The sequence below is a fragment of the Pseudomonas sp. GW823-FHT05G12 genome (genome assembly GCF_058795575.1).
In genome coordinates, this window is the sequence record NZ_CM179501.1 from 2177901 (window position 1) to 2203217 (window position 25317).

Annotated in this window: 19 protein-coding genes and 1 pseudogene; 7 read left to right on the top strand and 13 right to left on the bottom strand. The window is 61.4% G+C overall.

Features of this window, described 5'->3' with window-relative positions:
* Positions 1 to 152 precede the first annotated feature (152 nt).
* Positions 153 to 614, top strand: coding sequence for a RidA family protein (locus AC3RCM_RS09820; RefSeq protein ID WP_198747827.1), 462 nt, complete (start codon positions 153 to 155; stop codon positions 612 to 614).
* A gap of 19 nt (positions 615 to 633) precedes the next feature.
* On the opposite strand, the gene AC3RCM_RS09825 is transcribed toward AC3RCM_RS09820, so the two are convergent.
* Positions 634 to 1620 carry a LysR family transcriptional regulator gene (locus tag AC3RCM_RS09825; protein WP_198747826.1) on the bottom strand — a complete coding sequence of 329 codons (987 nt, stop codon included), beginning with the start codon at positions 1618 to 1620 and terminating at the stop codon, positions 634 to 636.
* A gap of 290 nt (positions 1621 to 1910) precedes the next feature.
* On the opposite strand from AC3RCM_RS09825, the gene AC3RCM_RS09830 reads away from it, so the two are divergent.
* Positions 1911 to 2183 carry a PepSY domain-containing protein gene (locus AC3RCM_RS09830; protein WP_064491896.1) on the top strand — a complete coding sequence of 91 codons (273 nt, stop codon included), beginning with the start codon at positions 1911 to 1913 and terminating at the stop codon, positions 2181 to 2183.
* 170 nt (positions 2184 to 2353) lie between these two features.
* Here AC3RCM_RS09830 and AC3RCM_RS09835 read toward each other — a convergent pair whose 3' ends face one another.
* The 3 genes and pseudogenes from AC3RCM_RS09835 to AC3RCM_RS09845 form a co-directional block, all read right to left on the bottom strand.
* On the bottom strand, positions 2354 to 2680 hold the full coding sequence (locus AC3RCM_RS09835; RefSeq protein ID WP_081273210.1) for a KGG domain-containing protein: 327 nt from the start codon (positions 2678 to 2680) through the stop codon (positions 2354 to 2356).
* A 730-nt stretch (positions 2681 to 3410) separates the two neighbouring features.
* Positions 3411 to 4205, bottom strand: a complete 795-nt coding sequence (locus AC3RCM_RS09840) for an OBAP family protein (RefSeq protein WP_492629546.1) — start codon at positions 4203 to 4205, stop codon at positions 3411 to 3413.
* Between the two features lie 431 nt (positions 4206 to 4636).
* Positions 4637 to 4747: pseudogene (locus AC3RCM_RS09845) on the bottom strand (transposase domain-containing protein); the annotation flags it as partial.
* 270 nt (positions 4748 to 5017) lie between these two features.
* On the opposite strand from AC3RCM_RS09845, the gene AC3RCM_RS09850 reads away from it, so the two are divergent.
* The gene (locus tag AC3RCM_RS09850) at positions 5018 to 6226 is read left to right on the top strand and encodes an MFS transporter (RefSeq protein ID WP_492629547.1); all 1209 of its coding nucleotides are present in this window, start codon (positions 5018 to 5020) and stop codon (positions 6224 to 6226) included.
* A gap of 156 nt (positions 6227 to 6382) precedes the next feature.
* Positions 6383 to 6988 (top strand): TetR/AcrR family transcriptional regulator, encoded by a 606-nt coding sequence (locus AC3RCM_RS09855; RefSeq protein WP_010954776.1) that lies wholly within the window; start codon positions 6383 to 6385, stop codon positions 6986 to 6988.
* 101 nt (positions 6989 to 7089) lie between these two features.
* Here AC3RCM_RS09855 and AC3RCM_RS09860 read toward each other — a convergent pair whose 3' ends face one another.
* On the bottom strand, positions 7090 to 8451 hold the full coding sequence (locus AC3RCM_RS09860; protein ID WP_232968710.1) for a chloride channel protein: 1362 nt from the start codon (positions 8449 to 8451) through the stop codon (positions 7090 to 7092).
* Positions 8452 to 8589: 138 nt separating this feature from the next.
* Positions 8590 to 9951, bottom strand: coding sequence for a Na+/H+ antiporter NhaA (gene nhaA, locus AC3RCM_RS09865; RefSeq protein WP_104886341.1), 1362 nt, complete (start codon positions 9949 to 9951; stop codon positions 8590 to 8592).
* A gap of 304 nt (positions 9952 to 10255) precedes the next feature.
* On the opposite strand from nhaA, the gene AC3RCM_RS09870 reads away from it, so the two are divergent.
* Positions 10256 to 12229: a BCCT family transporter gene (locus AC3RCM_RS09870; RefSeq protein WP_019750946.1), complete on the top strand. Its 1974-nt coding sequence runs from the start codon at positions 10256 to 10258 to the stop codon at positions 12227 to 12229.
* Between the two features lie 92 nt (positions 12230 to 12321).
* Here AC3RCM_RS09870 and AC3RCM_RS09875 read toward each other — a convergent pair whose 3' ends face one another.
* From AC3RCM_RS09875 to AC3RCM_RS09885, 3 genes are all read right to left on the bottom strand, one after another.
* Positions 12322 to 13776, bottom strand: coding sequence for a TrkH family potassium uptake protein (locus tag AC3RCM_RS09875; RefSeq protein WP_492629548.1), 1455 nt, complete (start codon positions 13774 to 13776; stop codon positions 12322 to 12324).
* 267 nt (positions 13777 to 14043) lie between these two features.
* A complete protein-coding gene (locus AC3RCM_RS09880) occupies positions 14044 to 14685 on the bottom strand; it encodes a 3-oxoacid CoA-transferase subunit B (protein WP_003251131.1) in 642 nt (213 codons plus the stop codon).
* A gap of 8 nt (positions 14686 to 14693) precedes the next feature.
* Entirely contained in the window at positions 14694 to 15389 is a 696-nt protein-coding gene (locus AC3RCM_RS09885) for a 3-oxoacid CoA-transferase subunit A (protein ID WP_064491891.1), read from the bottom strand.
* A gap of 1905 nt (positions 15390 to 17294) precedes the next feature.
* Between AC3RCM_RS09885 and AC3RCM_RS09890 the strand changes: the two genes are divergently transcribed.
* Both AC3RCM_RS09890 and AC3RCM_RS09895 read left to right on the top strand, forming a co-directional pair.
* A complete protein-coding gene (locus AC3RCM_RS09890; protein WP_370688786.1) occupies positions 17295 to 17945 on the top strand; it encodes a methyl-accepting chemotaxis protein in 651 nt (216 codons plus the stop codon).
* Between the two features lie 277 nt (positions 17946 to 18222).
* Entirely contained in the window at positions 18223 to 18861 is a 639-nt protein-coding gene (locus AC3RCM_RS09895) for a TetR/AcrR family transcriptional regulator (protein ID WP_012051871.1), read from the top strand.
* A gap of 3 nt (positions 18862 to 18864) precedes the next feature.
* Here AC3RCM_RS09895 and AC3RCM_RS09900 read toward each other — a convergent pair whose 3' ends face one another.
* The 4 genes from AC3RCM_RS09900 to AC3RCM_RS09915 form a co-directional block, all read right to left on the bottom strand.
* Positions 18865 to 22428: a molybdopterin cofactor-binding domain-containing protein gene (locus tag AC3RCM_RS09900; RefSeq protein ID WP_492629549.1), complete on the bottom strand. Its 3564-nt coding sequence runs from the start codon at positions 22426 to 22428 to the stop codon at positions 18865 to 18867.
* The gene (locus AC3RCM_RS09905; protein ID WP_064491887.1) at positions 22425 to 22898 is read right to left on the bottom strand and encodes a (2Fe-2S)-binding protein; all 474 of its coding nucleotides are present in this window, start codon (positions 22896 to 22898) and stop codon (positions 22425 to 22427) included. The genes AC3RCM_RS09900 and AC3RCM_RS09905 overlap by 4 nt, the downstream gene beginning before the upstream one ends.
* 755 nt (positions 22899 to 23653) lie before the next feature.
* On the bottom strand, positions 23654 to 24130 hold the full coding sequence (locus AC3RCM_RS09910) for a MarR family winged helix-turn-helix transcriptional regulator (protein WP_003251120.1): 477 nt from the start codon (positions 24128 to 24130) through the stop codon (positions 23654 to 23656).
* Between the two features lie 70 nt (positions 24131 to 24200).
* Positions 24201 to 25253: a 2,5-dihydroxypyridine 5,6-dioxygenase gene (locus AC3RCM_RS09915; RefSeq protein ID WP_064492620.1), complete on the bottom strand. Its 1053-nt coding sequence runs from the start codon at positions 25251 to 25253 to the stop codon at positions 24201 to 24203.
* Between the last annotated feature and the right edge of the window lie 64 nt (positions 25254 to 25317).

The following is a 25317-nucleotide window of genomic DNA, read 5'->3' on the forward strand; positions in this document are numbered from 1 at the left end:
TGCCAGTACAAGATAGCGAAACACTCAGCGAAATAGTGGCGCACATTTGCGCTCTTGTGGGCGCATTAATGCACCATGGATGACGTTCAATCCGGTGCTAGGATCTCGGCCAGTCGGATCACGTCGATCCATTTTTCGCCAAGGAGAATCCAATGGCTGCTTCACGACCTTTCAACGACGACACCGCCTACTGGGGCGTTTCATGGGAAGAGGGCTACGGCTATCCGCAAGCGCGGCGAGTTGGCAACGAGATCTTCATCTCGGGGCAGTTCAACCATGACGAAGAGGGCAACCTGGTAGCGCCGGCGCCACTGGATGCTGACGGTCGTCCGAGCGATTTCTCGTCAATGGGCGAACAGATGCGGGTTTCCTACAACAACATCGCCAAGCTGTTGGCCTTGTATGGCGCTACGATGCAGGATGTCGTTGAGGAGACGCTGTATGTGTTGGACATGGACGCAGCCTTTGCCGTAGTCGGCAAGGTGCGCAAGGCGGCCTATGGCACCGAGCGACCGCAGGCGGCCAGTAATATCATCGGTGTATCGCGGCTTGCACAGCGCCCCCAGCTGATCGAGATCGTGTGTCGTGCTGTGATTGGCGCCCAAGTCAAATAAACGGCGCCTCCGATTTCAACTAGGAAGCAGGGATGGCCTGCTGACCTTCGACCAGAGGTTTAAGGTCCACCACGGCAGCCGCGCAGAACGTCATGAATGCTTTTACCCGCCAGGACTTTCTTATGTCCTGGTGGGTGAGCAGCCATAACTCATCCTGAAGCTCTTGCACCACTGGGCCGGCTCGAACCAAACCTGGGGTGATGTCGCCCAGCATGCAGGGGAGGAAACCAAAACCGAGGCCCGCCGCAATAGCGGCACTTGCTGCCGCCACGGAATCAGTGCGGTAAGCAATATGCTCCGAGGGCACTCGACGTTCGACGTAGCTCGTTGCCTTCAAACCGCACAGGCCTCCCGAGTAGGATACCCATGCCTGACCCTCAGCGAAGGGATCGGTAATCGCCGCCTGCTTGACGCTGCCATATGCCGCCCACGCGATGTTGGCGAGCTTGCGGCCCACGAGGGTGTCCGTCGGTTTTTTGGTCGCGCGCACCGCAATATCCGACTCGTCCCTCGCCAAACTCAACGTCTGGTTGCCGACCAACACCTCGATGGTAATCCCCTCATTGAGGGCTTTGAAGTCCGCGATGATCGGCGTGAGAAAGTACAGCAGCAGCGAGTCGCTGGTAGTGATTCGCAGCTTTCCCAGGGGGCCTTGGCCGGCGCGGGACACCCTGCGGGTGACACTGACGATGTCCAGCTCAACGCGCTCGGCCAGTGCACGCAGCTCGACGCCTTCGGCGGTCAGCAGATACCCCGCCTTGCGATGATCGAAAAGCGCGACCCCAAGCGTCTTCTCAACTTGCGCGACCCGGCGCGAGACGGTGGACACATTGATGCCGAGCTTCTTGGCTGTGGCGGAGCGGTTGCTACAGTCACTTAGCGTTTTAATGATCCGCAAGTCGTCCCAGGAAAGTTGGCTGACAGCTTCGCCGACATCCCACTTCGGGCCGTTGGCATTCGCAGGGATGGACTGGGCACTTCCAGGTGACGGCTTCACGACAATCATTCCAGGTGGGGAGGGCTGATGATACGAGAAGGAGCTTGGCCAACCAAGGTGGGGTTAGAAGGCGTGCCTGGTTAATGGGCAGAAGAATGCCGGCTGCTAGGCGGGCAAGCACTTTCACGCGGGGATAGCTCGAGTCACTCGATCCAACGATTTATGAAGCCTCACCCGACTGCTTGTCTGCCGGAGCTCCATGAAGAGACCTCAGTTTCGGTGTCGACCTGCACTCAAACTGAACGGCGAGATCAGCGTAAGGGTCGGAACGATAACTGTCACGAAAAAGGATGTTAACGATGAAAGCGATGACTCGACTGTTCACAGGCTTCGCCATGGTCGCCGCAATGGCAAGCACTGCAGCATGGGCGGATCAGCCTGGAGCAGATTGGAAAGTAACCAAGGATCAGGCCGAAGCTACCTTAAAGGGCGCCGGCTACACGCAGATTACCAAGATCGAGGCCGATGATGGTCATTGGGAGGGCGAAGGTATGAAAGCTGACGGCAAGCAGTACGAGTTCCAGGTCGATCCGCACGACGGCAAGATCACCAAGGACGAGCTGGATAACTAATCAGGGCGGGTGTTGCTCTCTGATCGGCCCGCGCTTTGTGCGCGGGCTTTTTTTCGCCTATCAATTGGGAAAACTGTACTGTTCCCTTAGCCGGTCATTCCGTCATTCCTTGAATGGTGGCTTCGAAGATATTGGGGAAGCCAGGGTTATCCCTCTCCCTGGCCATTTGCTCAGCGGTTGTCTTCCGTCATTCCGCTGTCTTCGTCCTGAATCGCTTGCGACTCATCTTCCATACTTTCCTCCCGGTCAGATTTAATGCCGGTGGAATGGCCTCCTTGGCCACCCCGTTGGGTTGCACCACCGGCACGCTGAGGATCATCTTCCTGAAGGTTACTGCCGCTGCCATGCCCAGTTTGCTGATTCTCAGGTCTCCCTCCGGACATTTGATCACCTTTCTGGCCGGCTTCAGACGCCCGTTGTGCATCATTGGCAAAACTGCCAGGGTTGTTTTGAGCGGTGCCGCCTTGCTGACCAGCCTTGTCTTGATCGTTAGCCATGATCTCGCACCTCGTGTGTTCACACAGAGAGCCTGTGTTTTCTTCGGATGCCGGGAGAGTGTGGGATGCTCCCCTTACTTTCGTGCTAGCTGACCGGGGGCGCGAAAGATCGTAAAACGCAACGTATCGTGTGATAAAGATCGTTGCGATGGTATAGGTAGGTGTGGCGATCTGAGCGCGGCTAATTTACTTCCAACAGGGGCAGACGCTGCCGGATGTCGGCGATGAGCCGTCTGCCTTCTGCCTGCATCAGATCGCCATAATTGGCAATTGCGCCACACCTTCGGCACGTGAGGATGGCCTTTTTGTTCAACTTTATTGGTGTCACAAGGTCTTGCCCACCGCATTTGAGACATCTCAGCGTGCCGCTCACAGCTTTCCTCTCCATGGATGTTGATGAGTACCCTTCCGTTGCCGTGCTGTTCGTGAAACACGGTGCGGTAAATGGAGTGGCGCGGTGTGCTGAGCGTTCACTTTGACATGAGGCTAGCTTGCCCAGCCCGCTGCTGGATGATGGCAACTACTGACAAGGGCAGTCGGGAATCCAAGTTGTGGGATGCGCCGGGATAATTTGGATAAGGCAAGCGGAGCGCGCCGGCCCAAGGATGGGCCAGCGCGTGAGGATGTAAGCCCGAAAGGGCTGTAGCCTGGCTTTGCCAGGGTGCGGTTTACGATAGCCGTCCCAAGAGGGGTACGTCAGGGGCATAACTACATGCAACTGTCCCACGTGCTATTGGCTGGAACGGCTGTTCGCTTTCTCAGATGTCGACGTGGCGGGCCGATGCAGATGAGCACCTGTTGGATCGGTGATCTGAATAACGTTGCCGTGTTGCCAAGCATCCGCCTTGGGATCAGCCGCAGGGATTTGAATGTTAGCCCGCTGAGCTTTGATTTTTGCCGCATCTACCCTCAGACGGCGATTGCGCTGCTCGACCATCGCCGGGTCAGCCTGGCCATCCATTGTGAACCCCATCATCAACTGCGGAACGCCCACAGGAGGAGCTTTATCCTGGTCGGTGTGCCACGTGTGCCATGTCTTCCCGTAGGTATGGGCAAGCCGCTCCATCAGCGCATGTTCAGCAGTCGCGGGGATGCCTGGTGCAACCAACTGACCGGACGAGACTTCATAGCCGTGGCTGTGCCACATCGCCTTCTCGTTGGCCGGCAGACCAGCAAACAGCTTTTCGTCGATGATGTACTCGACACCCATGATCTTCGCTTCCCTGGTATTACCGTCGAAGATGACGCACTGGATGACATCCTCATTCAGGATGGAGCAGTAGTGATGCGCTTCCATCTGCACATCAGGATGTCCGTTGTAAAAGTGGAAGCCATCCAGATAGGCGTTGATGGCCTCAATGGGCGGCTTCGCCTGCAAGGTCGCGGCGCCGGCTTCCAGCAACTGAGTCTTTGCGGATTCGGGCCTGCCAGGCGTCTCCACAGGCGACTTCGTCTCAGGAGCAGAGCAAGCCCAAAGAAGACTACAGGCCAGGGGAAGGGCTACGAATTTGATGAGTTGTGGCATGAGAGTGGCTCTAGCTAGTGTCCTCAAGGGACAGCCTGGGCCTGTTGAACGGACAACTCAGAAGACAAACGGCCGAATTCTAGGCAAAAGAAAGCCCGCTGCTAGGCGGGCTAATGGGAGCTTCTATCACGCGGGGGGATAGGACGAGTGTTGCCTAGGTGTCGTGAAAATGGGGTGAAAGAAAAGTCCCTCCAATGTCATGCAGGGTTCTCCAACGCTGGGCCAGCCTATGCGCGTGATCTGCGACGGAGATATGCGACGGTTCACGTCATTGAATCTTGTGGTCAAATGGCAAGCGGAGCGCGCCGGCCCAATGGGACAAAGGCGTGAGGAAAGCCCTGATTATTCAGGGCTTTTTGCGATTCTTAACCGATGCACGTTCCCCTCCTGCCGCAAGGTCAGGGCTTGGTTTACCGTGGCTTCCCCGACTTTCACTTCCACGGCAATAGCGATTCGTAATCCTCAATCTTCGCGGCATGCGGCAAGTCCTCCAGTACGTGGCGAAGCCATGCATAGGGTTCTTGGCCGTTGGCTTTGGTGGTTCAAGCAAGCTCTACAATTGTGCGCTGACTGCAGCGACGTTCGTGGCGACTGGCCTGCGGGCCTCATCGCTCACACCTTCAACTCTCGCTCAACGGCGAACGAGTGTTCGCCACACGCAAGGCGTCACGGGGCAGGGCGGCTGAATAAGGACGTTCCCCGTCGAGTATTTACATTCAATTCGTATGATAATAAGGTTTTAATCATACGAGCTGTATGTATTTTACCTTGAGCGTGACTGCCCAAGGGCCTTTCGATAAGGAGAGTCGAGCGTGTTCAGTACCTACCGCGAGTTGTTCCAGGTCAGAGGCGCCAAGGGCTTCGCCTTGGCCGGCCTGCTGGCCCGGCTGCCGTTGCCGATGACCGGTATCGGGATCATCACCATGTTGTCTCAAATCACCGGCAGTTACGGCCTGGCCGGTGCGGTGGCGGCCACCTTCGTGCTGACTTATGCACTGATGTCGCCGCAGATCTCGCGCCTGGTCGACCGCCATGGCCAGGGCCGATTATTGCCGGCCGCCGCCGGGCTCAGTGTGCTGGGCATCCTTCTGCTATTGGCTTGCAGCTATTGGCGGCTGGCGGACTGGACCCTATTCGTCGGGGCCGCGCTCGCCGGCTTCATGCCCAGCATGTCGGCGATGGTGCGCGCGCGCTGGACCGCGATTTACCGCGGCAAGGCGCAACTGAAGACAGCCTACTCGCTGGAAACCGTTCTTGACGAAGTCACCTTCATTGCTGGCCCGCCGATTTCGGTGGGGCTGAGCGTGGCGGTACTTCCGCAGGCCGGTACATTGGCTGCTGCCGTGTTCCTGGCCATCGGCGTGTTCGCCTTGGCGGTGCAGGTCGGCACCGAGCCGCCAGTAGAGGCCGATGCCGCCACCGGGCAAGGCAGCATGTCGGTGTTCAGGCTGGCCGACGTACGCCTGCTGACCTTGCTGATGGTCGCTATGGGCTTGATCGTCGGTACGGTCGACATCGTCAGCGTGGCATTCGCCGAGCAGATGTACATGCCGGCTGCGGCCAGCGTGGTGCTGTCCTGTTATGCCATCGGCTCCTGTGTCGCGGGGCTGGTGTTCGGTGTCCTGAAACTCGATACCCCGCTACACAAGCTGCTACTGCTGGGTGGGTTGGCGACGGCGGCGACAACCTTGCCGCTGCTGGTGGTGGGAAACATCATCGGGCTGACCATTGCCGTGCTGGTTGCGGGCCTGTTCTTCGCCCCGACCATGATCGTGGCGATGTCGCTGGTAGAGCGCATCGTTCCCGAAAGCAAGCTGACTGAAGGGATGACCTGGTTGCTCGCCGGTCTCAACGTTGGAGTTGCCGGCGGTGCCGCAGCGTCTGGGCAGGTGGTCGATATGTGGGGTGCCCAGGCCGGATTCAACGTTGCCTTGGCCGGTGGGGCCGCAGTGTTGTTGGTCGCGCTTTGGGGCTACCAGCGCATGCGCGCCGGAGCCCGACAGGCGTCGTATTCGCTTTGATCGGCTTCAGGGCTGGCCGGCAGGCTTGGTGGCTCGGTCACCGCGCGACGATACGACAGGCTTGTCAGTGCGCCTCGCGCCCAAGACAATGCGTGCAAGCGGTATGAATACTCGTATACGCCTACCCCATGCCGCCAGAACACAAGGAATAGCTGGATGGTTCGCCGCACCCGCGCCGCAATGCAAGAAACCCGAGCCCTGTTACTGGCCACCGCCCGCCAGATGTTCAGCGAGCAGGGGTTTGCGCACGCCTCGATGGATGATCTGACCGCTCGGGCGGGATTGACACGGGGGGCGTTGTACCACCACTTTGGCGACAAGAAGGGGTTGCTGGCAGCCGTCGTTGAGCAGCTCGACGCTGAAATGGACGAGCGCCTGCGTGCTATTACCGAGACCGCCGATAACGCTTTGGACGGCTTCCGCCAACGCTGCCACGCCTACCTGGAGATGGCGCTGGAGCCCGAGATCCAGCGCATCGTGCTGCGCGACGCCAGAGCGGTGTTGGGGGGCGGCTCGCCTGAGGCCCAGCGGTATTGCATAGAGTCGCTGCGCCAGTTGATCGACAACCTGGTACTAGAGGGCGTTTTCGTCAACGCGCACGCTCAAGCGCTGGCTGCTTTGATCTACGGCAGCTTGGCTGAAGCGGCTGTGTGGATCGCGGAGGCCGAAGACGGCAATGCACGCTTGGCGCAGGCTGGCAAGGCGTTCGACCTGCTGTTGCTCGGGGTGCTAAAGCGGCCAACAGACTCTACGGACGCGTGAATGCGCGCGACAGTTCCACCCTGTTGGGAGCCCCGTCCCCCTCAGGGCAGTTCCGCTACCTGACTACCCGTTAACGTCTGGCAGGGCAGGCTTGGTGCTGCTCAAGGTTTTTCGGTAGCGCTCGTTTGGCGAGCGGCGGGTTCTGTGGAGGAAGACGCGGCAGCATGAAGCTTGTCAGTAATCTGCTTGGCCAAGGCATGGTAAAGCGAGACCGGAGACACCCATCCAGAGATCGCCGCCGCCATCAGTGTGGCTGCCAACATGGGAATGGCCAGGTCCGGGCTGTGTGTCAGTTCAAGCACGATGACCGAGGCGGTCAGTGGCGAGCGTGTCACACCGGCCAGGTATGCGCCCATGCCGAGTAGTGCGCCTGCCTGAGGGTCAACATCGGGCAGCAAGCTCAACAGCGGCGCAAAGGCGGCGCCGATGCTCAGCGAAGGCGAAAAGAGCCCGCCTGGAATCCCGGAAAGATAGGACGCGACGTTGGCCAGAAACTTCCACAGGAGAAAGCTTGTGTCCGTGATCGGCTGCCCCTCCAGCAACGCACGCGTTTCTTCATACCCGGTGCCGAATACATGATTGCCAGAGACGAGCCCCAAGGTGGCCAGCAGCAACCCACAGGTGGCAGCAAAGCGCACTGGATAGCGTCCGCGTAACGTACAGACCTGGCCGAGTATGCCCTTGTCGGTGGGCAGCACAAGCTTGGCGTAAAAACCACCCAGCAGCCCGCCCAGCACTGCACAGGCAGGAACGACGCTCCAGCCCCAGCCCACCGGCATCCGACCGCTGATCTCGCCAAAGTAGGCGTAATGCCCCATCAGCCCCAGCGTCACGACCCCGCCGATCAGCACCGCAGTGAGCACCAAGCCACTGAAACGTTGCTCGAACGTGCGGCTCAACTCCTCAATGGCAAAGACTACCCCCGCTAACGGTGTATTGAAGGCTGCGGCAATACCCGCGGCGCCTCCGGCGAGCACCAGGCCAGCGATGGTGCGCCGGCCGTGCAGGCCTAAGCGTCGGCCAAAGGAATAGAGCACTGCGGCGCCGATATGGACGGTCGGGCCTTCCCGGCCAACCGAACCGCCGACCAGCAGGGCGCCCAGCGTCAGGCTCATGCGTGCTGCAGCCACAGGGAGCGAGAGTAATCGGGCGCGCAGCCGGCGAGAGGGCATTTCCAGGGCGGCGATGACTTGGGGAATGCCGCTACCCTTGGCATTTTCAAACCATCGTTGCGTCAGATAAGCCAGGGCCGCGAAACCCAGCGGAGTGATGAGAAGAGGTGACCAGGGTGCCCATTCCAGCAAGCGCTTGAACGAAGCGAACGCCGCGTCGGCTAGCCAGGCGAATGCCAGCGCAACGAGCCCCACCAGCAATGCCCCGATCCAGAACGCCAGTCGCTGACGCCATTCTCGCCAGCGTGAACGGCGGGGGAGTGAAGGAGCAGGTCGGGTAGGGTCGGACATTGTCCACACATGGCTGACTTGGAAAACCGAGAGTATGGCGTGTTTTCCCGCACAGGCCTACCCGACACAGGTTGTAGCCGCGCCGGGAGTGGCGATCCGCTTGCCCGACTGCAAGGGATCGCCAGTCTCGGAACGTGGCTAGGTGGGCGAACCTGCTTTGGTAGCAGACGCTGCGCTACGCAGGCTCCACACCCCCCAGGTCAACCCCAGCACGGCCGCGATCAACGATGCGGATAGCACGCCGAGTTTCGCTGCCCCAAGTGAGCCAGGGTCGACGAACGCGAGGTTGGCGATGAAGATCGACATGGTGAAACCGATGCCGGCCAGCAGCCCGACCAGGACAATGCTACGCCAGTTGACCTCGGCGGGAAGCACGCACCAGCCCAGGCGGACCATCAGCCAACTGACGCTGACGATGCCCAAGGGCTTTCCTGCTACCAGGGCGACAGCGACGGCGATCATGACCCACTGGGGGCCTTCTGCGGACAGGTCGACACCCGAAAGGCTGACCCCGGCGTTGGCCAAGGCAAACACCGGCATGATGCCGAAGGCTACCCAGGGGTGCAGGGTGCCTTGCATGCGCACTACCGGCGGCAGCAGTTCGCGCTGGGCCAGGCGCAGTCGTTTCAACGGGTCCATGAGGTCGCTGGCATCTTGCTCAGGCGCCTTGGCGCGCCCCAGCAATTCGCCGGTGAAGCGGGTAATGGCGTCCAGTGGGCGCTCACGCATCGGCATTGCGGTGACAGGTGTCATCAGGCCCAGCACGACACCTGCGAGGGTCGGGTGGGCGCCGGTCAACAAGATGCCCAGCCAGACGATCGCACCGGGAATGACATAGGCGTAGGCTGAACCCACTCCAATCTTCTGAAGCCCGATCACCATTAGCAGGCCGATCACTGCAACGCCGAAGCCGGTGTAATCAAGGCCGCCTGAGTAGAAGAACGCGATGATCAGGACTGCGATGATGTCATCGATGATTGCCAGGGCGAGGAGGAATACACGTACGTTGGACGGGATCGACTTGCCGAGCAGGGCCAATACGCCCACCGCAAAGGCGATATCCGTCGCCGTTGGCACGGCCCAACCTTGTTGGTCTGCTGGCGCGTGACCAAAACTCAGGTAGAGGAGTGCGGGTACCGCTACGCCGCCGACAGCGGCTGCCATGGGAAGCGTGGCTTGACGCAGGCTGGACAGTGCACCTTCGTGGATCTCGCGGCGGATCTCCATGCCCACGACCAGGAAAAAGATGGTCATCAGGCCATCATTGATCCAGAAATGCAGGGACTGCGAATAGACATGCGAGCCCACGCCGAACGTCAACGGGGTATGCCAAAGGGCTTCATAACTGTCGGCAGCCGGGGAATTCGCCCAGATCAGGGCAGCGACTGCGGCAATCAAGAGAACGATGCCGCTGACCGCTTCAATGTGCAAAAAGCGTTCAAGGTTGGCGAAGGCGCGCTCGGCCAGTTTCTGGGCGCGAGGTAATTCTTGTTTATGCATAGGCACAGGTGCTCCCGCATGGCGGCCCGACCTGCGCTGTTCTTTAACCTGCCTCACTGCACCGTGCAGCTGGCACCCGTGCGGTAGTCTACCGAATAACCACTCGCAGATGAACAAAAAGCGCCAAACCATTCACTCCAATGAGGCGTCGGTTTGAGATTTTTTCCTGCAGACGCTAGGGTTTGTGGTTGTTTTCGAGCACACGGAGCTTGGCAAACGAGAGTTTATCCAGCTGCTAGCCTTGGTAAATGTCGTCGTGCCCAGGCACTGCTGTGCTCATCGCCTTGCAAGGAGAACTGCCGCTATGACTGCAGCCCCCAAACCCAGGAGCACCCTCAATCCACCTGTCTTCTACACCAGTGCGATACTTGTTTTTCTGCTGGTCTTGTACGCCACGGCATTTCAGGAGCACGCCCAAACGCTGTTCGAGCAAGTCCAGCGATGGATCATCACCAATGCCAGCTGGTTCTACATTCTTGTTGTAGCGTTGGTGTTGATCAGCGTGGTGTTTCTGGCCGTCAGCCGCTATGGCGACATCAAGCTAGGCCCTGACCACAGTGAGCCGGATTACCGAAAGAGCAGTTGGTTCGCCATGCTGTTCTCGGCAGGAATGGGGATTGGCCTCATGTTCTTCGGCGTGGCCGAACCGGTCATGCATTTCTCCACGCCGCCCGTGGGCGATCCCGGCACCGTTGCCGCGGCGCGCGAAGCCATGAAAATCACCTTTTTCCACTGGGGCCTGCATGCCTGGGCGATCTATGCCATCGTCGCGCTGATCCTGGCCTACTTCAGCTTCCGCAATGGCCTGCCGTTAACCTTGCGTTCGGCACTCTATCCGCTGATCGGTGAGCGAATCTATGGCCCTATAGGGCATGCCGTGGATGTCTTCGCCATCCTCGGCACGGTGTTTGGTGTGGCCACCTCGCTGGGTTATGGGGTATTGCAGATCAACAGCGGGTTTCATCATGTGTTCGGTTTGCCGGTAAACACCACCGTGCAAGTCATCCTCATCACCGCCACCTGCGCATTGGCGACGCTTTCGGTGGCTAGCGGCCTGGATAAAGGTATTCGCATCCTGTCCGAACTCAACCTGAGCCTGGCGGTGATCCTGATGCTGTTCGTGCTGCTGCTTGGGCCTACGGTGTTCCTGCTGCAGACCTATGTACAGAATACCGGCGCCTACCTTTCGGACATCGTCAATAAAACCTTCAATCTCTACGCTTACGAGCCCACCGACTGGATCGGCGGCTGGACCTTGCTGTACTGGGGCTGGTGGTTGTCCTGGTCGCCCTTCGTGGGTTTGTTCATCGCACGTATTTCGCGAGGGCGGACCATCCGCGAATTCGTCTGCGGCGTACTGTTCGTGCCTGCGGGTTTCACCTTGCTGTGGATGACCGTGTTCGGCGACTCGGCAATCCATATGATCCTCAACGATGGCGTGAAGGATCTGGCTGCTGTGGTCAGTGAGGACAGTTCCCTCGCGTTGTTTGCTTTCCTGGAGCATTTTCCGTTCTCCAGCATCATTTCGCTGGTCGCGGTGCTGATGGTGGTCGTGTTCTTTGTGACCTCGGCGGACTCTGGTGCGCTGGTCGTGGATATGCTCGCCTCCTCCGGACAAGGTCACTCACCCCTGTGGCAACGGATCTTCTGGTCAGTCTGCATAGGCGCAGTCGCGATCGCGTTGCTGCTGGCGAACGGTCTGAAGGCGCTGCAGACCGCGACCATTGCGAGCGCTTTGCCGTTCGCGGTCATCCTGCTGGTTGCGATTTGGGGCTTGTTCAAGGCGCTGAGCCTTGATGCGACTCGCCGCGGGTTGCGCAATCAAGCCTTGCCGGGCCCACGCCATACCCGCCACCCACACGGTGGCTGGCAGCGGAGGCTGCGCAATATTGCATTGATGCCTCGCCGGGTTCATGTCACGCGCTTTATCGCCGAGGTGGTGAGGCCGGCCTGTGAAGAGGTCGCCCAGGAGCTGCGCAAGCAAGGCTACGAGGTGAGCGTGAATGAGCGTGATGATGGGCGGGTATCTCTGGAGCTCTCCCATGCCGGTGAAGGACGTTTCCTCTACGAGGTGCGGCCACGGGCCTTCAATACGCCAAGCTTCGTCATGCGGGACACCGAAGACGGTGCCGATGCCCGCAAGTATTTCCGCGCGGAAGTGCATCTGCGAGAAGGGGGCCAGGACTACGACATCATGGGGTGGAGCCGTGACGATGTGATTGGCGACATCCTGGATCAGTACGAACGCCACCTGCATTACTTGCACGTGGTGGGCTGAAGTGGATTCGGTCCTGCCCTGGCGTAGTCAGGGCAGGGCGGATTACCTACCGTCCAGAGGTCTTCTGGCTGATTGGTTGTATGACTCCAGGCCTAGAATCGCCAGAAGGCCGGCGAGACCAGTACCAGTACGGTGAGGATCTCGAGCCGTCCAAGCAACATGCCAATCGTCAGTAACCATTTCGCTGCGTCCGGCAACGAGGCGAAATTACCTGCTGGACCGATAAGCGTCCCCAAGCCTGGACCGACGTTGCACACGGCGGTGGCAGCCCCGCTCAACGCCGTCATCCAGTCGAGCCCTATCAGAGAGAGGCCGAGGGCGATGACTGCGATGGTGACGGAGAAGAAGAACGAGAACGTCAGCAGTGACCGTACGATCTCCTCATCGATGGGGTGGCCGTTATATTTCTTCGAGATCGTTGCCCGTGGATGGATCAACTGTTTCAGGCTGCTGACAAGCAAGGCCGCGGCCACCTGGAAACGGAATATTTTCAAACCACCGGCGGTGGAGCCCGAGCACCCGCCGACGAACGTCAGGTAAAAGAACAGCATGATGGCGAAGCTGCCCCAGAGCGTGTAATCACCCAAGGCAACGCCTGTGGTAGTTACCACCGAGGTCACATTGACCGCAACGATACGAAACGCATCCCACCAGGCCAGGTCGCTGTGCAAGCAGAGCCAGGTTCCGACCGTGAGCCAGATGAAGACGAGAAACCCAATGAAACCGCGAACTTGATGGTCCTTGAGCAGGATGCCTCGATGGCCACGCAGCGTGGCGACATAGAGTGTGAATGGCAGGCTGCCGAGTATCATGATGACCACAGCTACCCAATGCACCGCGGGCTGTGGCCAATGAGCCAGCGAGGCATCCGAGGTCGAGTAACCGCCGGTTGAAATCAGCGACATCGAATGATTGATGGATTCGAACGGGGTCATGCCGGCAGCCCACAACGCACATGTCCCCAATGCTGTCAGGCCCAGGTAGACCAGCAGGATCATCTTGGCTGCCACATGCGAACGCGGCGTCACTTTGTCAGACCAATCCGAAGACTCGGTCTGGAACAGGCGCATGCCGCCCACGCGCAGCAGTGGCAGGATCGCCACGGCCATGCCGATAAACCCAATGCCTCCCAGCCAGTGCAGCAGGGAACGCCATATCAGCAGCCCCGGCGACGCACTGTCCAGGCCGGTCAGCACGGTCGAGCCGGTGGTTGTGATTCCCGACATGGTTTCGAAGAACGCGTCCGTGTAACTGATGTCGCGAATTAACACCATCGGCAGCGCCGCAAATGCGCACACGATGACCCAGCTTGCCGTCGTGAGAAAATACATGTCCCTGGTCCGCATTTGCGGTATGTCGGGGACGCCCCGGGCTACCATGACCAGGCCAACGCAAAGAACGATCAGGCTCGACCAGACGAATGCACCGAGGTCGTCGCTGCGGTCGTACCACAGCAACGTCAGCATCGGAATCACCATGCTGACGGCCAATGTGATCAGGAATACACCGATAATGAAGGCGATGAAACGCAATGCAGGAAGCGGCATTGAGGGAGCTCGTGTGGACAGTGCCGGCAGTATTGCCTGCTTTTCGGTAATGTCGAGTAAAAAAGGCGTAAAGTCGTGGCCGGCAATTTTTTACGCCGCTATCTGGCTCCCGCTCGATAGCTCATTGGGTTGACCTCTCCGAGAGTTCCATCGGCTTCGAAGCGGCTGTAAAGGTAGTCTCAAGCACCGCGTGCTCCCTGCTCGCGGCGCTTGTGCGGCACTATTGACTGTGCCGCAGAGGCATGGAAAGCCCTAAGTCTTCCTGGATCACTTGATCAGCGGCACGCCACTGAGTTTCTGCAGTTCGTCAAAGTCGATGTCCGCGCAGATTTCGACCACTTTCAGCCCTTCCGGTGTCACTTCCAGCACGGCCAGGTCGGTGTAGATGCGGCTGACGCAAGCGATACCGGTCAGCGGGTAGGTGCACTCGGGCACCAGCTTGCTTTCGCCGGTCTTGGTCAGGTGGTCCATCATCACGAACACCTGGCGGGCGCCGGTGGCCAGGTCCATTGCGCCGCCTACGGCCGGGATCGAACCTTCGGCACCGGTGTGCCAGTTGGCCAGGTCGCCCTTGACTGACACCTGGAAGGCGCCCAGTACGGCGATGTCCAGGTGGCCGCCACGCATCATCGAGAACGAATCGGCATGGTGGAAGAAGGCACCACCGGTCAGCAGGGTGACGTGCTGCTTGCCGGCGTTGATCAGGTCATCGTCTTCCTCGCCCGGCGCAGGGCTTGGACCCATGCCCAGCAGGCCGTTTTCGCTGTGCAGGAACACTTCCTTGTCGCCCAGGTAGTTGGCCACCAGGGTTGGCGCGCCAATGCCCAGGTTTACGTACGCGCCTTCCTGGATGTCTGCGGCCACGCGTTGGGCCATCTCGGTGCGGGAGAGCTTTTTGGTGATGGTCATGGCAGGCCTCAGACAGCTTTGGCGATCGAAGAAGCGGTAGCACCGGTGACGGCGACCACGCGCTGGACGAAGATACCCGGGGTGATGATGTGTTCCGGGTCCAGTTCACCAAGTTCGACGACCTGGTCGACCTGGGCGATGGCGGTCTTGGCAGCCATGGCCATGATCGGGCCGAAGTTGCGGGCGGCCTTGCGGTAGGTCAGGTTGCCCCAACGGTCACCCTTGTGCGCCTTGATCAGTGCGAAGTCGGCGTGCAGCGGCATTTCCAGCACGTACATGCGGCCGTCGATCTCACGGGTTTCCTTGCCCTCGGCCAGCAGGGTGCCGTAGCCGGTTGGCGAGAAGAACGCACCAATGCCGGAGCCTGCGGCGCGGATACGCTCGGCCAGGTTGCCCTGCGGGACCACTTCCAGCTCTATCTTGCCGGCGCGGTACAGTTCGTCGAACACGTAGGAGTCGGACTGGCGCGGGAACGAGCAGACCACCTTGCGCACGCTGCCTGCCATGAGCAGGGCGGCCAGGCCGATCTCGCCGTTGCCGGCGTTGTTGCTGATGATGGTCAGGTCGCGGGCACCGGTGGCAATGAGGCCATCGATCAGCTCGGACGGCATGCCAGCCGTGCCGAAGCCACCGACCATGATGGTCGAACCGTCGGTAATCCCTTCCACCGCGCTGGCGATGGACTCGTACGTTTTATTGATCAAGGCGAGCTCCTGGTTGTTCCTGGAGTTGTGGTTGTCGGGCTGGCCGGAGCGCGTGAAGCGATGGGGCCTGTCAGCACTTGAAATGGTTTGCTGACTTTCGCTATAGCGTGCCGCAAGATAGGGAAACAGTAGAGAGGGTTTGGCTGAATTTGTGCGATTATCGAACTGTTGTGCGATCTGCGAGCAGTTCTGGAGGCTATTTGCCTCATTTCAGTTGAATGCTTAAATCGCTCATTTTTGCCCGTGGCTGGTGCGTTCCGGGGTTGCCTGCCGGCATCTTGCACTGATGAAGTGCATTCACTCCGCGGCATCGCCGATTAATCACGCCTCCCGCCGTTGGCGTGCGACTTGCTATCAGATTGCCATTCGATGTCGCGTATGGTGAAGATAATGTCGCTTTCCAGTGGTTCGATGCAGTTATCGTCGAGTGAAAAGGGCTGGCTGCCGTGGTTCGGCAAAACCGGCAAATTCAGCATGGGCTGGGCGTGCCGCCTTAACCGGGCCAGTTACCCGCAGGTCGAGCAAACCTTCGAAGCCATTGCCCAGACCCGCGTGCAGTTGCTGCATGAGTGGGTGCGCGAGCAGTGGGAGCACCTGGCCGACCTGGCCGAGCAGGTGGCGCCCGGGCTCGCTCAAGTCGATAGCGCAATGTTGCGCAACACGCTGGCCCAGGCGGAGGACTTTTCCGAACTGTTTGTCGTCGATGTGCACGGCAGCGTCATCGCTTCGACCTGGCCCCAGCGTGGCACGCCACGTATCGAGTACTTGGCAGCCCTGGCGCAGGGGCTGAAAGCACCCTTCCTGCACGGTCCCTATAGCGACCCGCTGACCTTGCAGATCGGCCCGTCTTCCTCGCGCTTCCACGATGAAGTCACGTTGATGTTCTACCAGCCTCTCATGCACGAGGGCAAAGTGCTGGGTTGTCTGTGTGGGCGGGTGCCCAACGATGTGCTGGGCGATCTGATCCAGCGCGAGGCAGGGCACATTTACCCCGAGTCGGGCGACAACTACCTGTTCATGGCGCAATCGCGCTTCGACCCTGGCATACAGCCCGGTACCGCGTTGTCCCGCTCGCGCTTCGAGGACGCCACCTTCACCCATGGCGAAAACCTCAAGAACGGTGTGCACACGCCCTGGGCCACTGTAAAGGTCCAGCGTCATACCGAGCTGGAGCTTCGTTTCACCGACCCTTCCACGCGGGAACTGCACCCTGGCGTGAGGGAAACGATCAGGCGCGGTGCCAACCTGTTCGTGACCTACCCCGGCTATTCCGACTACCGTCATGTGCCAGTGGTGGGCAAGGGCGTGACCTTCCAGTTGCCGGGCTCACCCGACCGCTGGGGCATGATGTGCGAGGCGGATCTGGAGGAGGTCTACCGCCGGCGTTCGCTGAGCTACGGGTTGATGAAACCCTATGTGGCGATCATGGCGGGGCTGTTCGGCTGCAATTTTCTGGTACAGCACTATGCAGGCCTGCCGCAAGGACTGACTGACGTGATCGAGGCCGTGAGCATGCTGGGCGCCACCTTGTTGTTTGGCGTGCTCGGGCCCAAGCGCCTGGCCGCGAGGTTGAATGGCATGAGCAGTGTGTTGTGCACCATCGCCGAGGGTGAAGGCAACCTGCGCCAGCGCCTGGATACCAGCACTTTGGCCAATGATGAGAGCGGCGACATGGCACGCTGGATCAACAGCTTCATCGACCGCCTGGACGCGGTGGTCGGGCAGGTGGTCAAAGCCAGTCGCACGGTCGGCAGCACCAACCAGATGATGCTCGGGCGCAGCCAGGAGGCCAGCGTAAGCTCCGCCGACGTGGCCGACGCCGTGCACCAGATGATGATCATCATGGAAGAGCAACTCGGCGAACTGCAGCAGGCCTCGGTCAGCGCCGAGCAGATGAAGCAGGCCATGGACGAAGTGGTCAGCCGCGCACGCGCGCAGTACCAGGCGGTGCAGGCGGGCACGCAGTCGATCCGCGATGTGGTGGCGCGCTCATCATCCAGCGTGCAGCGGCTCGACAGCCGCATGGTCGAGATCGACAACATCACCGGGTTGATCAGCGAAATCACCAACCAGACCAACCTGCTGGCGCTCAATGCCGCTATCGAGGCGGCGCGTGCCGGGGAGCATGGCCGTGGCTTCGCGGTGGTGGCCGACGAGGTGCGCAGCCTGGCCGCACGCACCTCGCGTGCCGCCGACGACATCCGCCACATGGTCGAGAGCCTGCAGGGCGAAACCCGGCAGGCGGTAAGCTTCATGGAGCAGGGCGTGCAGGACGTCGACAACAGCCTGCGCCTGGCGGAGGACGCCTCTTCCGAAAATGTACAGCTGCACCAGGCGGTGGAGAGCATGTTCGCCATTATCCAGCAGCTCAACCGTCGCAGCGTTGAATACGGCAAGACGATCGAGCAGGTCAACCAGTCCTCCAGCGAGATGCGCCAGACCGCCCTGGTGCTGCAAAGCAGTGCGCAGAAGGTGAAGGTGGATGCTGGCAAGTTGCAGAAGCTGGTGGGGCAGTTCGAAGTCAGTGATGATGGCGAACGAGGCGTCGCTGCTTGAGTAACGCACCTGTCCGGTAACCCGGGAGTCCGTCATGATCCGGCTGGCTGTACCTGCCAATGATCAGGTGCAAGCCAGCCCCGATGACTGCTGACTTCCAGGCCGGTAGCGGACGGAGAGCGGGTTTGCCCGGGAAGAAAGCAACGCGATCAATGGCAGCGGCTCTGCCGGTGTTAGCCGGTCCGCCATCTCCGCCATCAGCCCAGCCGAAAAAGCCGCGCAATGGCTCAATGTCTGTGGCAGTGTTGGGTATCTGGCCAGCCCCACAGGGACCGACATGCAAACTCGCAAAACCGGTGTTCGCGCCCAGCAGGCCGACCGCACCCGGGACAATATTCTCAAGGCCGCAGTGAAGGTCTTCAGCAAGGAAGGCTTCACTGGCGGGCGCATCGAGCAGATCTCCACGCTGGCCAAGTCCAACGACCGGATGATCTATTACTACTTCGGCAGCAAGGAAAAGCTGTTCATCAGTGTGCTGGAACACATCTATGCCAGCTTCAACCAGGCCGAAGCGAAGCTGCGCCTCGACCTCGCCGACCCTGAGCAGGCCCTGCGCGAGCTGGTGGCGTTTATCTGGGACTATTATGTGCGCCACCCCGAATTCGTCACCATCCTCGCCACCGAAAACCTTCACCAGGGCTTGCACGCGCGCAAGTCGCAAAACCTCAGGGCGCTGTCCGGCGAAGCGGTCGGCGTGCTGCGGCCGATCATCGAGGCAGGGCAGGCAAAGGGCCTGTTCCGCGACGATATCTGCATTACCCACGCCTACCTGATGATTGCCTCGCTCTGCTACTTCTATAACTCCAACCGCCATACGCTCAGCTCGTTCCTGGCCGTGGACCTGGCCGACAAGCAGGCCAAGGCCGATTGGCTGGCCTTCATCAGTGACCTTGCGCTGCGCGGCTTGCGCCGCTGAGCCTCAGTGGCTGCCAGGGTTGGCGCGTACCTGCGCAGCCTTGGACGCCAGCCCTTGCCAGGCCGGTTTGTCGGCGGCAAAACGATGGCGCAGGTAGGCCGCGAGGTCGGCTACCTGGCGGTCCGACAGGCTGTCCTTGAAACCAGGCATGTAGCCCAGGTCGCGGGTTGCCGGGGTCGGAATGCCGTGCAGCACCACGCGCAGCAGGTTGTCCGGCAGGTCGCTGTGGACGTTGCTGTTGACCGCCATCGACGGGCTGACGCCAAACAGCTTCGGCCCCAGCCCATCACTGTGGCAGGCCAGGCACGCACCTTTGAATACCCGCTCGCCGTTGCTCAGCGACACGTGCGTGTCCACCTGGGGCGCGGCATTGGCGGCCAGTGCCTGCGGCTCGCCCTCCAGGGAACTGAGGTAGTGGGCGATGGCGCGCACGTCGCTTTTTGGCAGGGTGGCAAGCTCACTGACCACCGCGCCCATGGGGCCGGCCGCCACGCCATGTTTTTCGGAGAAGCCAGTGCTGAGGTAGTTGAACAACTCGTCTTCGCTCCACGGCGTCGATGACTTGGCCAGGGCATTCAAGGCCGGGGCCTCCCAGCCATCGACCATGCCGCCGGCAAGGTAGCTGCTACCGCCTTTTTCTGCACCCATCAGGTTACGCGGCGAGTGGCAGGCCGTGCAGTGGCCCAGGCCGTCGACCAGGTAGGCACCGCGGTTCCACTGCGCGCTGCGCTGCGGGTCGGGCTGGTATTCGCCGCGTTGCAGAAACAGCGCATTCCAGCCGGCCATCAGCGGCCGCTGGTTGAACGGGAAGCGCATCTGGTTGGCGGGCGCTTCCTGGCGTACCGGGGTTTGCGACATCAGGTAGGCATACAGCGCTTGCATGTCGGCGTCGTTGATGTTGCGAAACGAGGTGTAGGGAAACGCCGGGTACAGGTGCCGGCCATCGCGGCTGATACCTTCGCGCATGGCCCGCTCGAAGGCGGCGAAGGACCAGCGGCCGATACCGGTTTCCGGGTCGGGGGTGATATTGGTGCTGTACAACGTGCCGAAAGGCGTATCCATTGCCAGCCCCCCGGCATTGACCTTGCCGCCGCTGACCGTATGGCACACGGCGCAGTCGCCGGCCGCCGCCACCTGGCGCCCGCGCTCGAGCATGGCGGCGCTCCAGCTGCCGACACCAGGTGGCGTTACCGGGGCGATTTCGGCGCGCCAGGGCAAGGCGGTGGCAAGCATGCCCAATGCGGCGCCGAACACCCCGGCCAGCGAGCCGAACCACCACTTCGAACGCTTGGTTGACGGCTGCGCTGGCACGGGTGCATCTGGCCCTTGGCCTTCGCCACCGAGCGCAGCGCGCACGCGTTCGGCAGTGATCGGGAGCTCGCGAAAACGAATGCCGGTGGCGTCGAAAATGGCATTGGCGATGGCCGCTGCGCTGGGTACCGAGGCTGATTCGCCGCTGCCCATTGGCGGCTCGTGCTGGCGCGGCAGCATCATCACGTCGATAGCCGGCAGCTCGGGGAAGGTCAGGATCGGGTAGCCGCCCCATTCCTTGCTCGCCACTGTCGATTCTTCGAAACTGACCTGCTCCTTGAGTACCCGGCTGGTGGACTGGATGACGTTACCGTGGATCTGGTGACGCACACCCTCGGGGTTGACCATCATCCCGGCATCGTGGCCGATCACCACGCGGGTGACGGCGACTTCGCCTGTGCGCCGGTCCACTGCGACATCAGCCACCCAAGCTGCCCAGGCCGCGCCGAAGCCGGGAAATTTACTGTGGATATAGCGCGCATAGGCAAAGCCCCTGCCGCGCAGCACGTCACCTTCGGCCTGTGTCTGCATGGGCCGGGTATGCGGCTGCCATTGCGCGCGTTCAGCGGTGGCTTTGACCAGGTCGATGGCGCGCGGGTCGGACAGGTGCTTGAGGCGATATTCGACCGGGTCGACGCCAGCGGCGAAGGCCAGCTCATCAATGTACGACTCGTGGGCGAAGCTGTTGGGCATGGCCGACACCCCCCGCATCCACGAGGCGCGCACCAGTGGCGTCATGTCATTGATGGTGACGCGCATGTGTTGGTAATCATAAGGTGGGATCGACGTGCGATCGCCCATCTCGAACAGCGCCGGCACCGGTTCCACGGCACCGGTCAGCAGCAGGGCCAGGGTGGGCGCGCCATTGGACGGGTAGCTGGTCTGGAAGTCATAGGCGGCCACGCTGCCATCGGCGTTCAGGCCGCCATCGATTTCCATCAGCTGCGCGGTGCCCTTGGGCTCCCATACGTGTTCCTGTTCGCGGGTCAGCTGCACCCGCACCGGGCGCTGCACCGCACGCGACAGCAGCACCGCGTCGGCGCACACGTCATCGGCGCAGTTGCGGCCATAACAGCCGGCTGCCTCCATGCGAATGATCTCGATGCGTGCTTCGTCGCACGCCAGCAGCCAGGCCAGGTCTGCGCGCAGCAGGTGCGGGTTCTGCGTACCTGACCACACGCGGATCTGCCCTGCGGTGAAGTCGGCCAGTGCACATGATGGGCCGATCGATGCGTGCAGCTGGTAAGGCCACAGGTAGCTGCGGCTCAGGCGCTGGCTGGCATTGGCGATGCCGCTGTCGACATCGCCCTGGTCCAGCACAGTGCGCTGCACGCGCGGGTTGTCGCGGATGGCCTGGGCGACATCGCTAAGGTCGGGCAGCTTGCCTGTAAAGGGCTTCCAGCTGACTTTCAGCTCATGGGCTGCACGGATGGCTTGCTCTTCGCGCTCTGCCACCACACCGACGAAGTCGCGGATGACCACCACGGCGACCACGCCGGGTAGATGGGCGATGGAGGATTCATCCACCGCCAGCAGGCTGTTGCCGACAAAGTCGCCGCTGTCATGGCCGGCATAGGGCGGGCGGATGACCCGACCGTGAAGCATGTTGGGCAGGCGCATGTCGTGCACATAGGTCAGCTCGCCGGTGGCCTTGCCAGGGATGTCTACTCGAGGGGCGCTGCGCCCGACCAGGCGGTAGTCCTCGATGGCCTTGAGCGGGGCGTCGTCGGCAATGTGCAGCTGGTGGTTCTCGCCTTGCACCAGTTCGGCAAAGCTCAGCGTGCTGCCGTTACTGGCGATAACCGTGCCGTCTTCAATGCGCAGCATTTCGGGCGGGCAGCCAAAGCGTAGGGCGGCCTGTTGCAACAGATAGCGTCGCGCTGTGGCTGCGGCCTTGCGCAGCGGTACCGCGGAAATCTGCAGGGTGGCGCTGGCAATGGTCGCGCCCTGGTTGGGTGCCCGCTCGGTGTCGCCCAGCACCATGTGCACCTGGTCCATGCGCACGTCCAGCTCTTCGGCGACGATCTGCGCCAGCGAGGTGCGGATACCAGTGCCCAGGTCGACATGGCCATTGAAGGCGTAGACCATGCCGTCGTCGCTGACCGCGATGAACAGCGCCAGCTCAAGTTCCTTGACTGCAGGTGTCACGCCCTTGGCCACAGGGCCTGAGGGTGGGGTGATCTGGTCGACGATCAGCAACACGCCGGTCTTGGCCAGCAGTTGATCGCGGCTGGGCACCTGTTGTGAGTGGTTCATGGCTTTCTCCGGGTCTCGGCAGCGCGGCGCACGGCGCGCAGGATTTCGACGTGGGTGCCGCAGCGGCACAGGTTGCCGGACAGCTCATTGCGAATCTGTTCGTCGCTGGGCTCGGGAATGCGATCGAGCAGGGCCTTGGCAGTCATGATCATGCCGTTCATGCAGTAACCACACTGGGCCGCCTGCTCGTCGATGAACGCCTGTTGCACGGGGTGCGGCGCGGCCTTGCTGCCCAGCCCTTCGAGGGTGGTGATATTGCGGCCAGCGGCGCCGGCCAAGGGGATGACGCAGGAGCGGGCGGCCACGCCGTCGATGATCACCGTACACGCCCCGCATTCGCCCAGGCCGCAGCCGTACTTGGGGCCGTTCAGGCACAGGTCGTTGCGCAGGATCAGCAGCAGCGGGGTGTCAGGCATGGCGCTGACTTCGACGGGCTGGCCGTTGACCTGCAGGGAGATGGTTGTTTGCATTATTGGCTCATCTCTGGAGGTTGCTTGCGCTACCAAAGGACTCAAATGACGCGAGCGTTTCGGTAAGTACTCACTACATGAAATGAGAGAGCAAGAAGCAGGCCAGAGATGAATCTGCAGAGAACTGTGATGGTGGGGCAGGGTTAAAGATTGTCGGCGCCCGGGAAACCGAGCGCCGCCCGCGCGGCGCATCTCGCTGTGCCGAACCCCCGATGTTGTGTGTGTGTAGGAGCGGGTTTACCCGCGAATACGGTGGTGGCGGCACCGGTGATCGGCAGGTGGAGATTGGCCAGCAGGGCCGGCCCATTCGCGGGTGAACCCGCTCCTACGACGGCCTGTGCCGAACCCGCGATGTTGTGCCGAACCCCCGATGTTGTGTGTGTAGGAGCGGGTTTACCCGCGAATACGGTGGTGGCGGTAGCGGTGATCGGCGGGTGGAGATTGGTTAGCAGGACCGGCCCATTCGCGGGTGAACCCGCTCCTACGACGGCCTGTGCCGAACCCCCGATGTTGTGCCGAACCCCCGATGTTGTGTGTGTAGGAGCGGGGTTACCCGCGAATACGGTGGTGGCGGTGACGGTGATCGGCGGGTGGAGATTGGCCAGCAGGGCCGGCCCATTCGCGGGTGAACCCGCTCCTACGGCGGCCAGTGTCCAACCACCGATGCGTGTCCAATGTGAGCGAGCTTGCTCGCGATGCGCTTGATCTCTCAGGCTGCGTATCTGTGACGGCAATCGCGGCAGTCACAACAATTTTCAGCCCGCGTTCTCGTCGCTGTCGATCATCTTGCGCAGCAGGTACAAAATGGCTACGCGCTCCCCGGCATTCAGGCTGCCCATGCTCAATTCGCTGATCTGCCGGGCGCAGGGGATCATTGCATCGAGCAAGGCCGCGCCGCTTTCGGTGAGTTCGACGATGACCTTGCGCCGGTCCCCCGGGTCTGGCGAAAGCTGCACCAGCTCGCGCGCCTTCAGGCGCTCGACGATGCCGCGGATGGTTGCCTGGTCCACCGCGGTGGCCTTGATCAGTTCAGCCTGGGAGCTGGGGCCGTGATCGCGCAGGGCGCACAGGGTGACGAACTGGATCGAGGTAAGCTGCGGGTCGCAGGCCTGCTGCTGGAAGATCGCCGTGTGCCGTTGGTAGGCCTTGCGCAGCAAGTGCCCGACCTGTTCGGTAACGTCGTAGGGGGTGTTGTCGAGCGGGGCGCTGCTGGGGGTGGTTTTTTTCGACATAGGATGGCTTGGGCTGGGTGGAAAGAGGCTGGCCGGCCGCCAATAGCGGAGCGCCCGGCCAGTATAACCCCTATCGCGCTCGCGACTCCTCTGGAGCAACCACGTCGCCGGCCAGCACTACCGCCTTGTCATCCAGGTAGATATCGCAATTGCGCAGCGGGATGTCCAGGTGGCACGGGGTCTTGCGCTTGCCGCCGACCTCGGTGTTGGGGCCGGTGGAGAACAGGAAGTTGCCGTAGAACGCACGGGCATCCATGCACATGCCGTCGTTGCGGTCGTGCAGGCCCATGGCCGTCCATTGCGCGCGCGGCTGCAGGCCCCAGCCTATGTGCGAGATGCCGTATACCTCGGGGTCGTTGAAGTATTTCATGTAGTCACGCAGGTACTCGGCCTCGAAGCCGCCATGTATGCCGGTGATGAAGCCTTTTTCGATTTCCAGGGTGATGCGCTCGCGGCAATAGTTCTTGAACGGCAGGATGATGTCACCCACGTCCAGCACCAGCGTGCCTTCGGCGCTGTCCTCGTTCGGCCAGGTGAACAGAAAGCCGCTGGGCCAGTGGTCCCAGCGCCCCGGTTCGTCGGCATAGCCGTACTCAGTCACGGCCGGGTACTGGCCGAGCGGGGCATGGAAGTCGCTCCCGGCCTTGGACCGCACATGCAGGCTGCGCGCCTGTTTCAGCAGGGTTTCGGCAGCCAGCACCCGGCGTTTGTCGTCTTCGGTCGGCAGCATGCGCGCCAGCACCTCGGGTGGCTCCACGGCCAGCAGGATGCGCGTGCCGGTCTTGAGAATCTGCTCCTGCTCGGGCGAGTGCAGCAGCATCATGGTGTCGACGACCAGGTCGGCGGCTTCCAGCGCCCGCTGCGCCGCCAGGTTGCCAGTCAGCGCGGTGTCGCCGCAGTAGGCCGTCATGTCGTTGCCCATGGCGGTCGGGTGGTTGAACGCCGGCAGCTCTACCGCATACACCTTGGCCTTCAAACGCTGGGCGGCCTCCATGGCGGCGTTGACCGTGCGCGAGTCGGAGTAGTGGCTCTTGAGCACGGCCACGCTCTGCGTTTCGTCCACGCGAGACAGCTTCAGTACGTGCTCGAACATCTGGGTCAGTTGTGCATTGCTCACCGGCATCGGGGTTCTCCTGGGTGGCGTTGACAGGGGCGCACCATGGCAGTGCCTGGTGCTTCATCTCGGT

Coding starts and splice junctions, on each gene's coding strand:
- AC3RCM_RS09855 (WP_010954776.1), top strand. CDS start 6,383: ATGGTTCGCCGCACCCGCGCCGCAATGCAAGAAACCCGAGCCCTGTTA.
- AC3RCM_RS09835 (WP_081273210.1), bottom strand. CDS start 2,680: ATGGCTAACGATCAAGACAAGGCTGGTCAGCAAGGCGGCACCGCTCAA.
- AC3RCM_RS09880 (WP_003251131.1), bottom strand. CDS start 14,685: ATGACCATCACCAAAAAGCTCTCCCGCACCGAGATGGCCCAACGCGTG.
- AC3RCM_RS09820 (WP_198747827.1), top strand. CDS start 153: ATGGCTGCTTCACGACCTTTCAACGACGACACCGCCTACTGGGGCGTT.
- AC3RCM_RS09895 (WP_012051871.1), top strand. CDS start 18,223: ATGCAAACTCGCAAAACCGGTGTTCGCGCCCAGCAGGCCGACCGCACC.
- AC3RCM_RS09900 (WP_492629549.1), bottom strand. CDS start 22,428: ATGAACCACTCACAACAGGTGCCCAGCCGCGATCAACTGCTGGCCAAG.
- AC3RCM_RS09870 (WP_019750946.1), top strand. CDS start 10,256: ATGACTGCAGCCCCCAAACCCAGGAGCACCCTCAATCCACCTGTCTTC.
- AC3RCM_RS09825 (WP_198747826.1), bottom strand. CDS start 1,620: ATGATTGTCGTGAAGCCGTCACCTGGAAGTGCCCAGTCCATCCCTGCG.
- AC3RCM_RS09915 (WP_064492620.1), bottom strand. CDS start 25,253: ATGCCGGTGAGCAATGCACAACTGACCCAGATGTTCGAGCACGTACTG.
- AC3RCM_RS09875 (WP_492629548.1), bottom strand. CDS start 13,776: ATGCCGCTTCCTGCATTGCGTTTCATCGCCTTCATTATCGGTGTATTC.
- AC3RCM_RS09860 (WP_232968710.1), bottom strand. CDS start 8,451: ATGTCCGACCCTACCCGACCTGCTCCTTCACTCCCCCGCCGTTCACGC.
- AC3RCM_RS09905 (WP_064491887.1), bottom strand. CDS start 22,898: ATGCAAACAACCATCTCCCTGCAGGTCAACGGCCAGCCCGTCGAAGTC.
- AC3RCM_RS09840 (WP_492629546.1), bottom strand. CDS start 4,205: ATGCCACAACTCATCAAATTCGTAGCCCTTCCCCTGGCCTGTAGTCTT.
- nhaA (WP_104886341.1), bottom strand. CDS start 9,951: ATGCATAAACAAGAATTACCTCGCGCCCAGAAACTGGCCGAGCGCGCC.
- AC3RCM_RS09830 (WP_064491896.1), top strand. CDS start 1,911: ATGAAAGCGATGACTCGACTGTTCACAGGCTTCGCCATGGTCGCCGCA.
- AC3RCM_RS09890 (WP_370688786.1), top strand. CDS start 17,295: ATGGACGAAGTGGTCAGCCGCGCACGCGCGCAGTACCAGGCGGTGCAG.
- AC3RCM_RS09910 (WP_003251120.1), bottom strand. CDS start 24,130: ATGTCGAAAAAAACCACCCCCAGCAGCGCCCCGCTCGACAACACCCCC.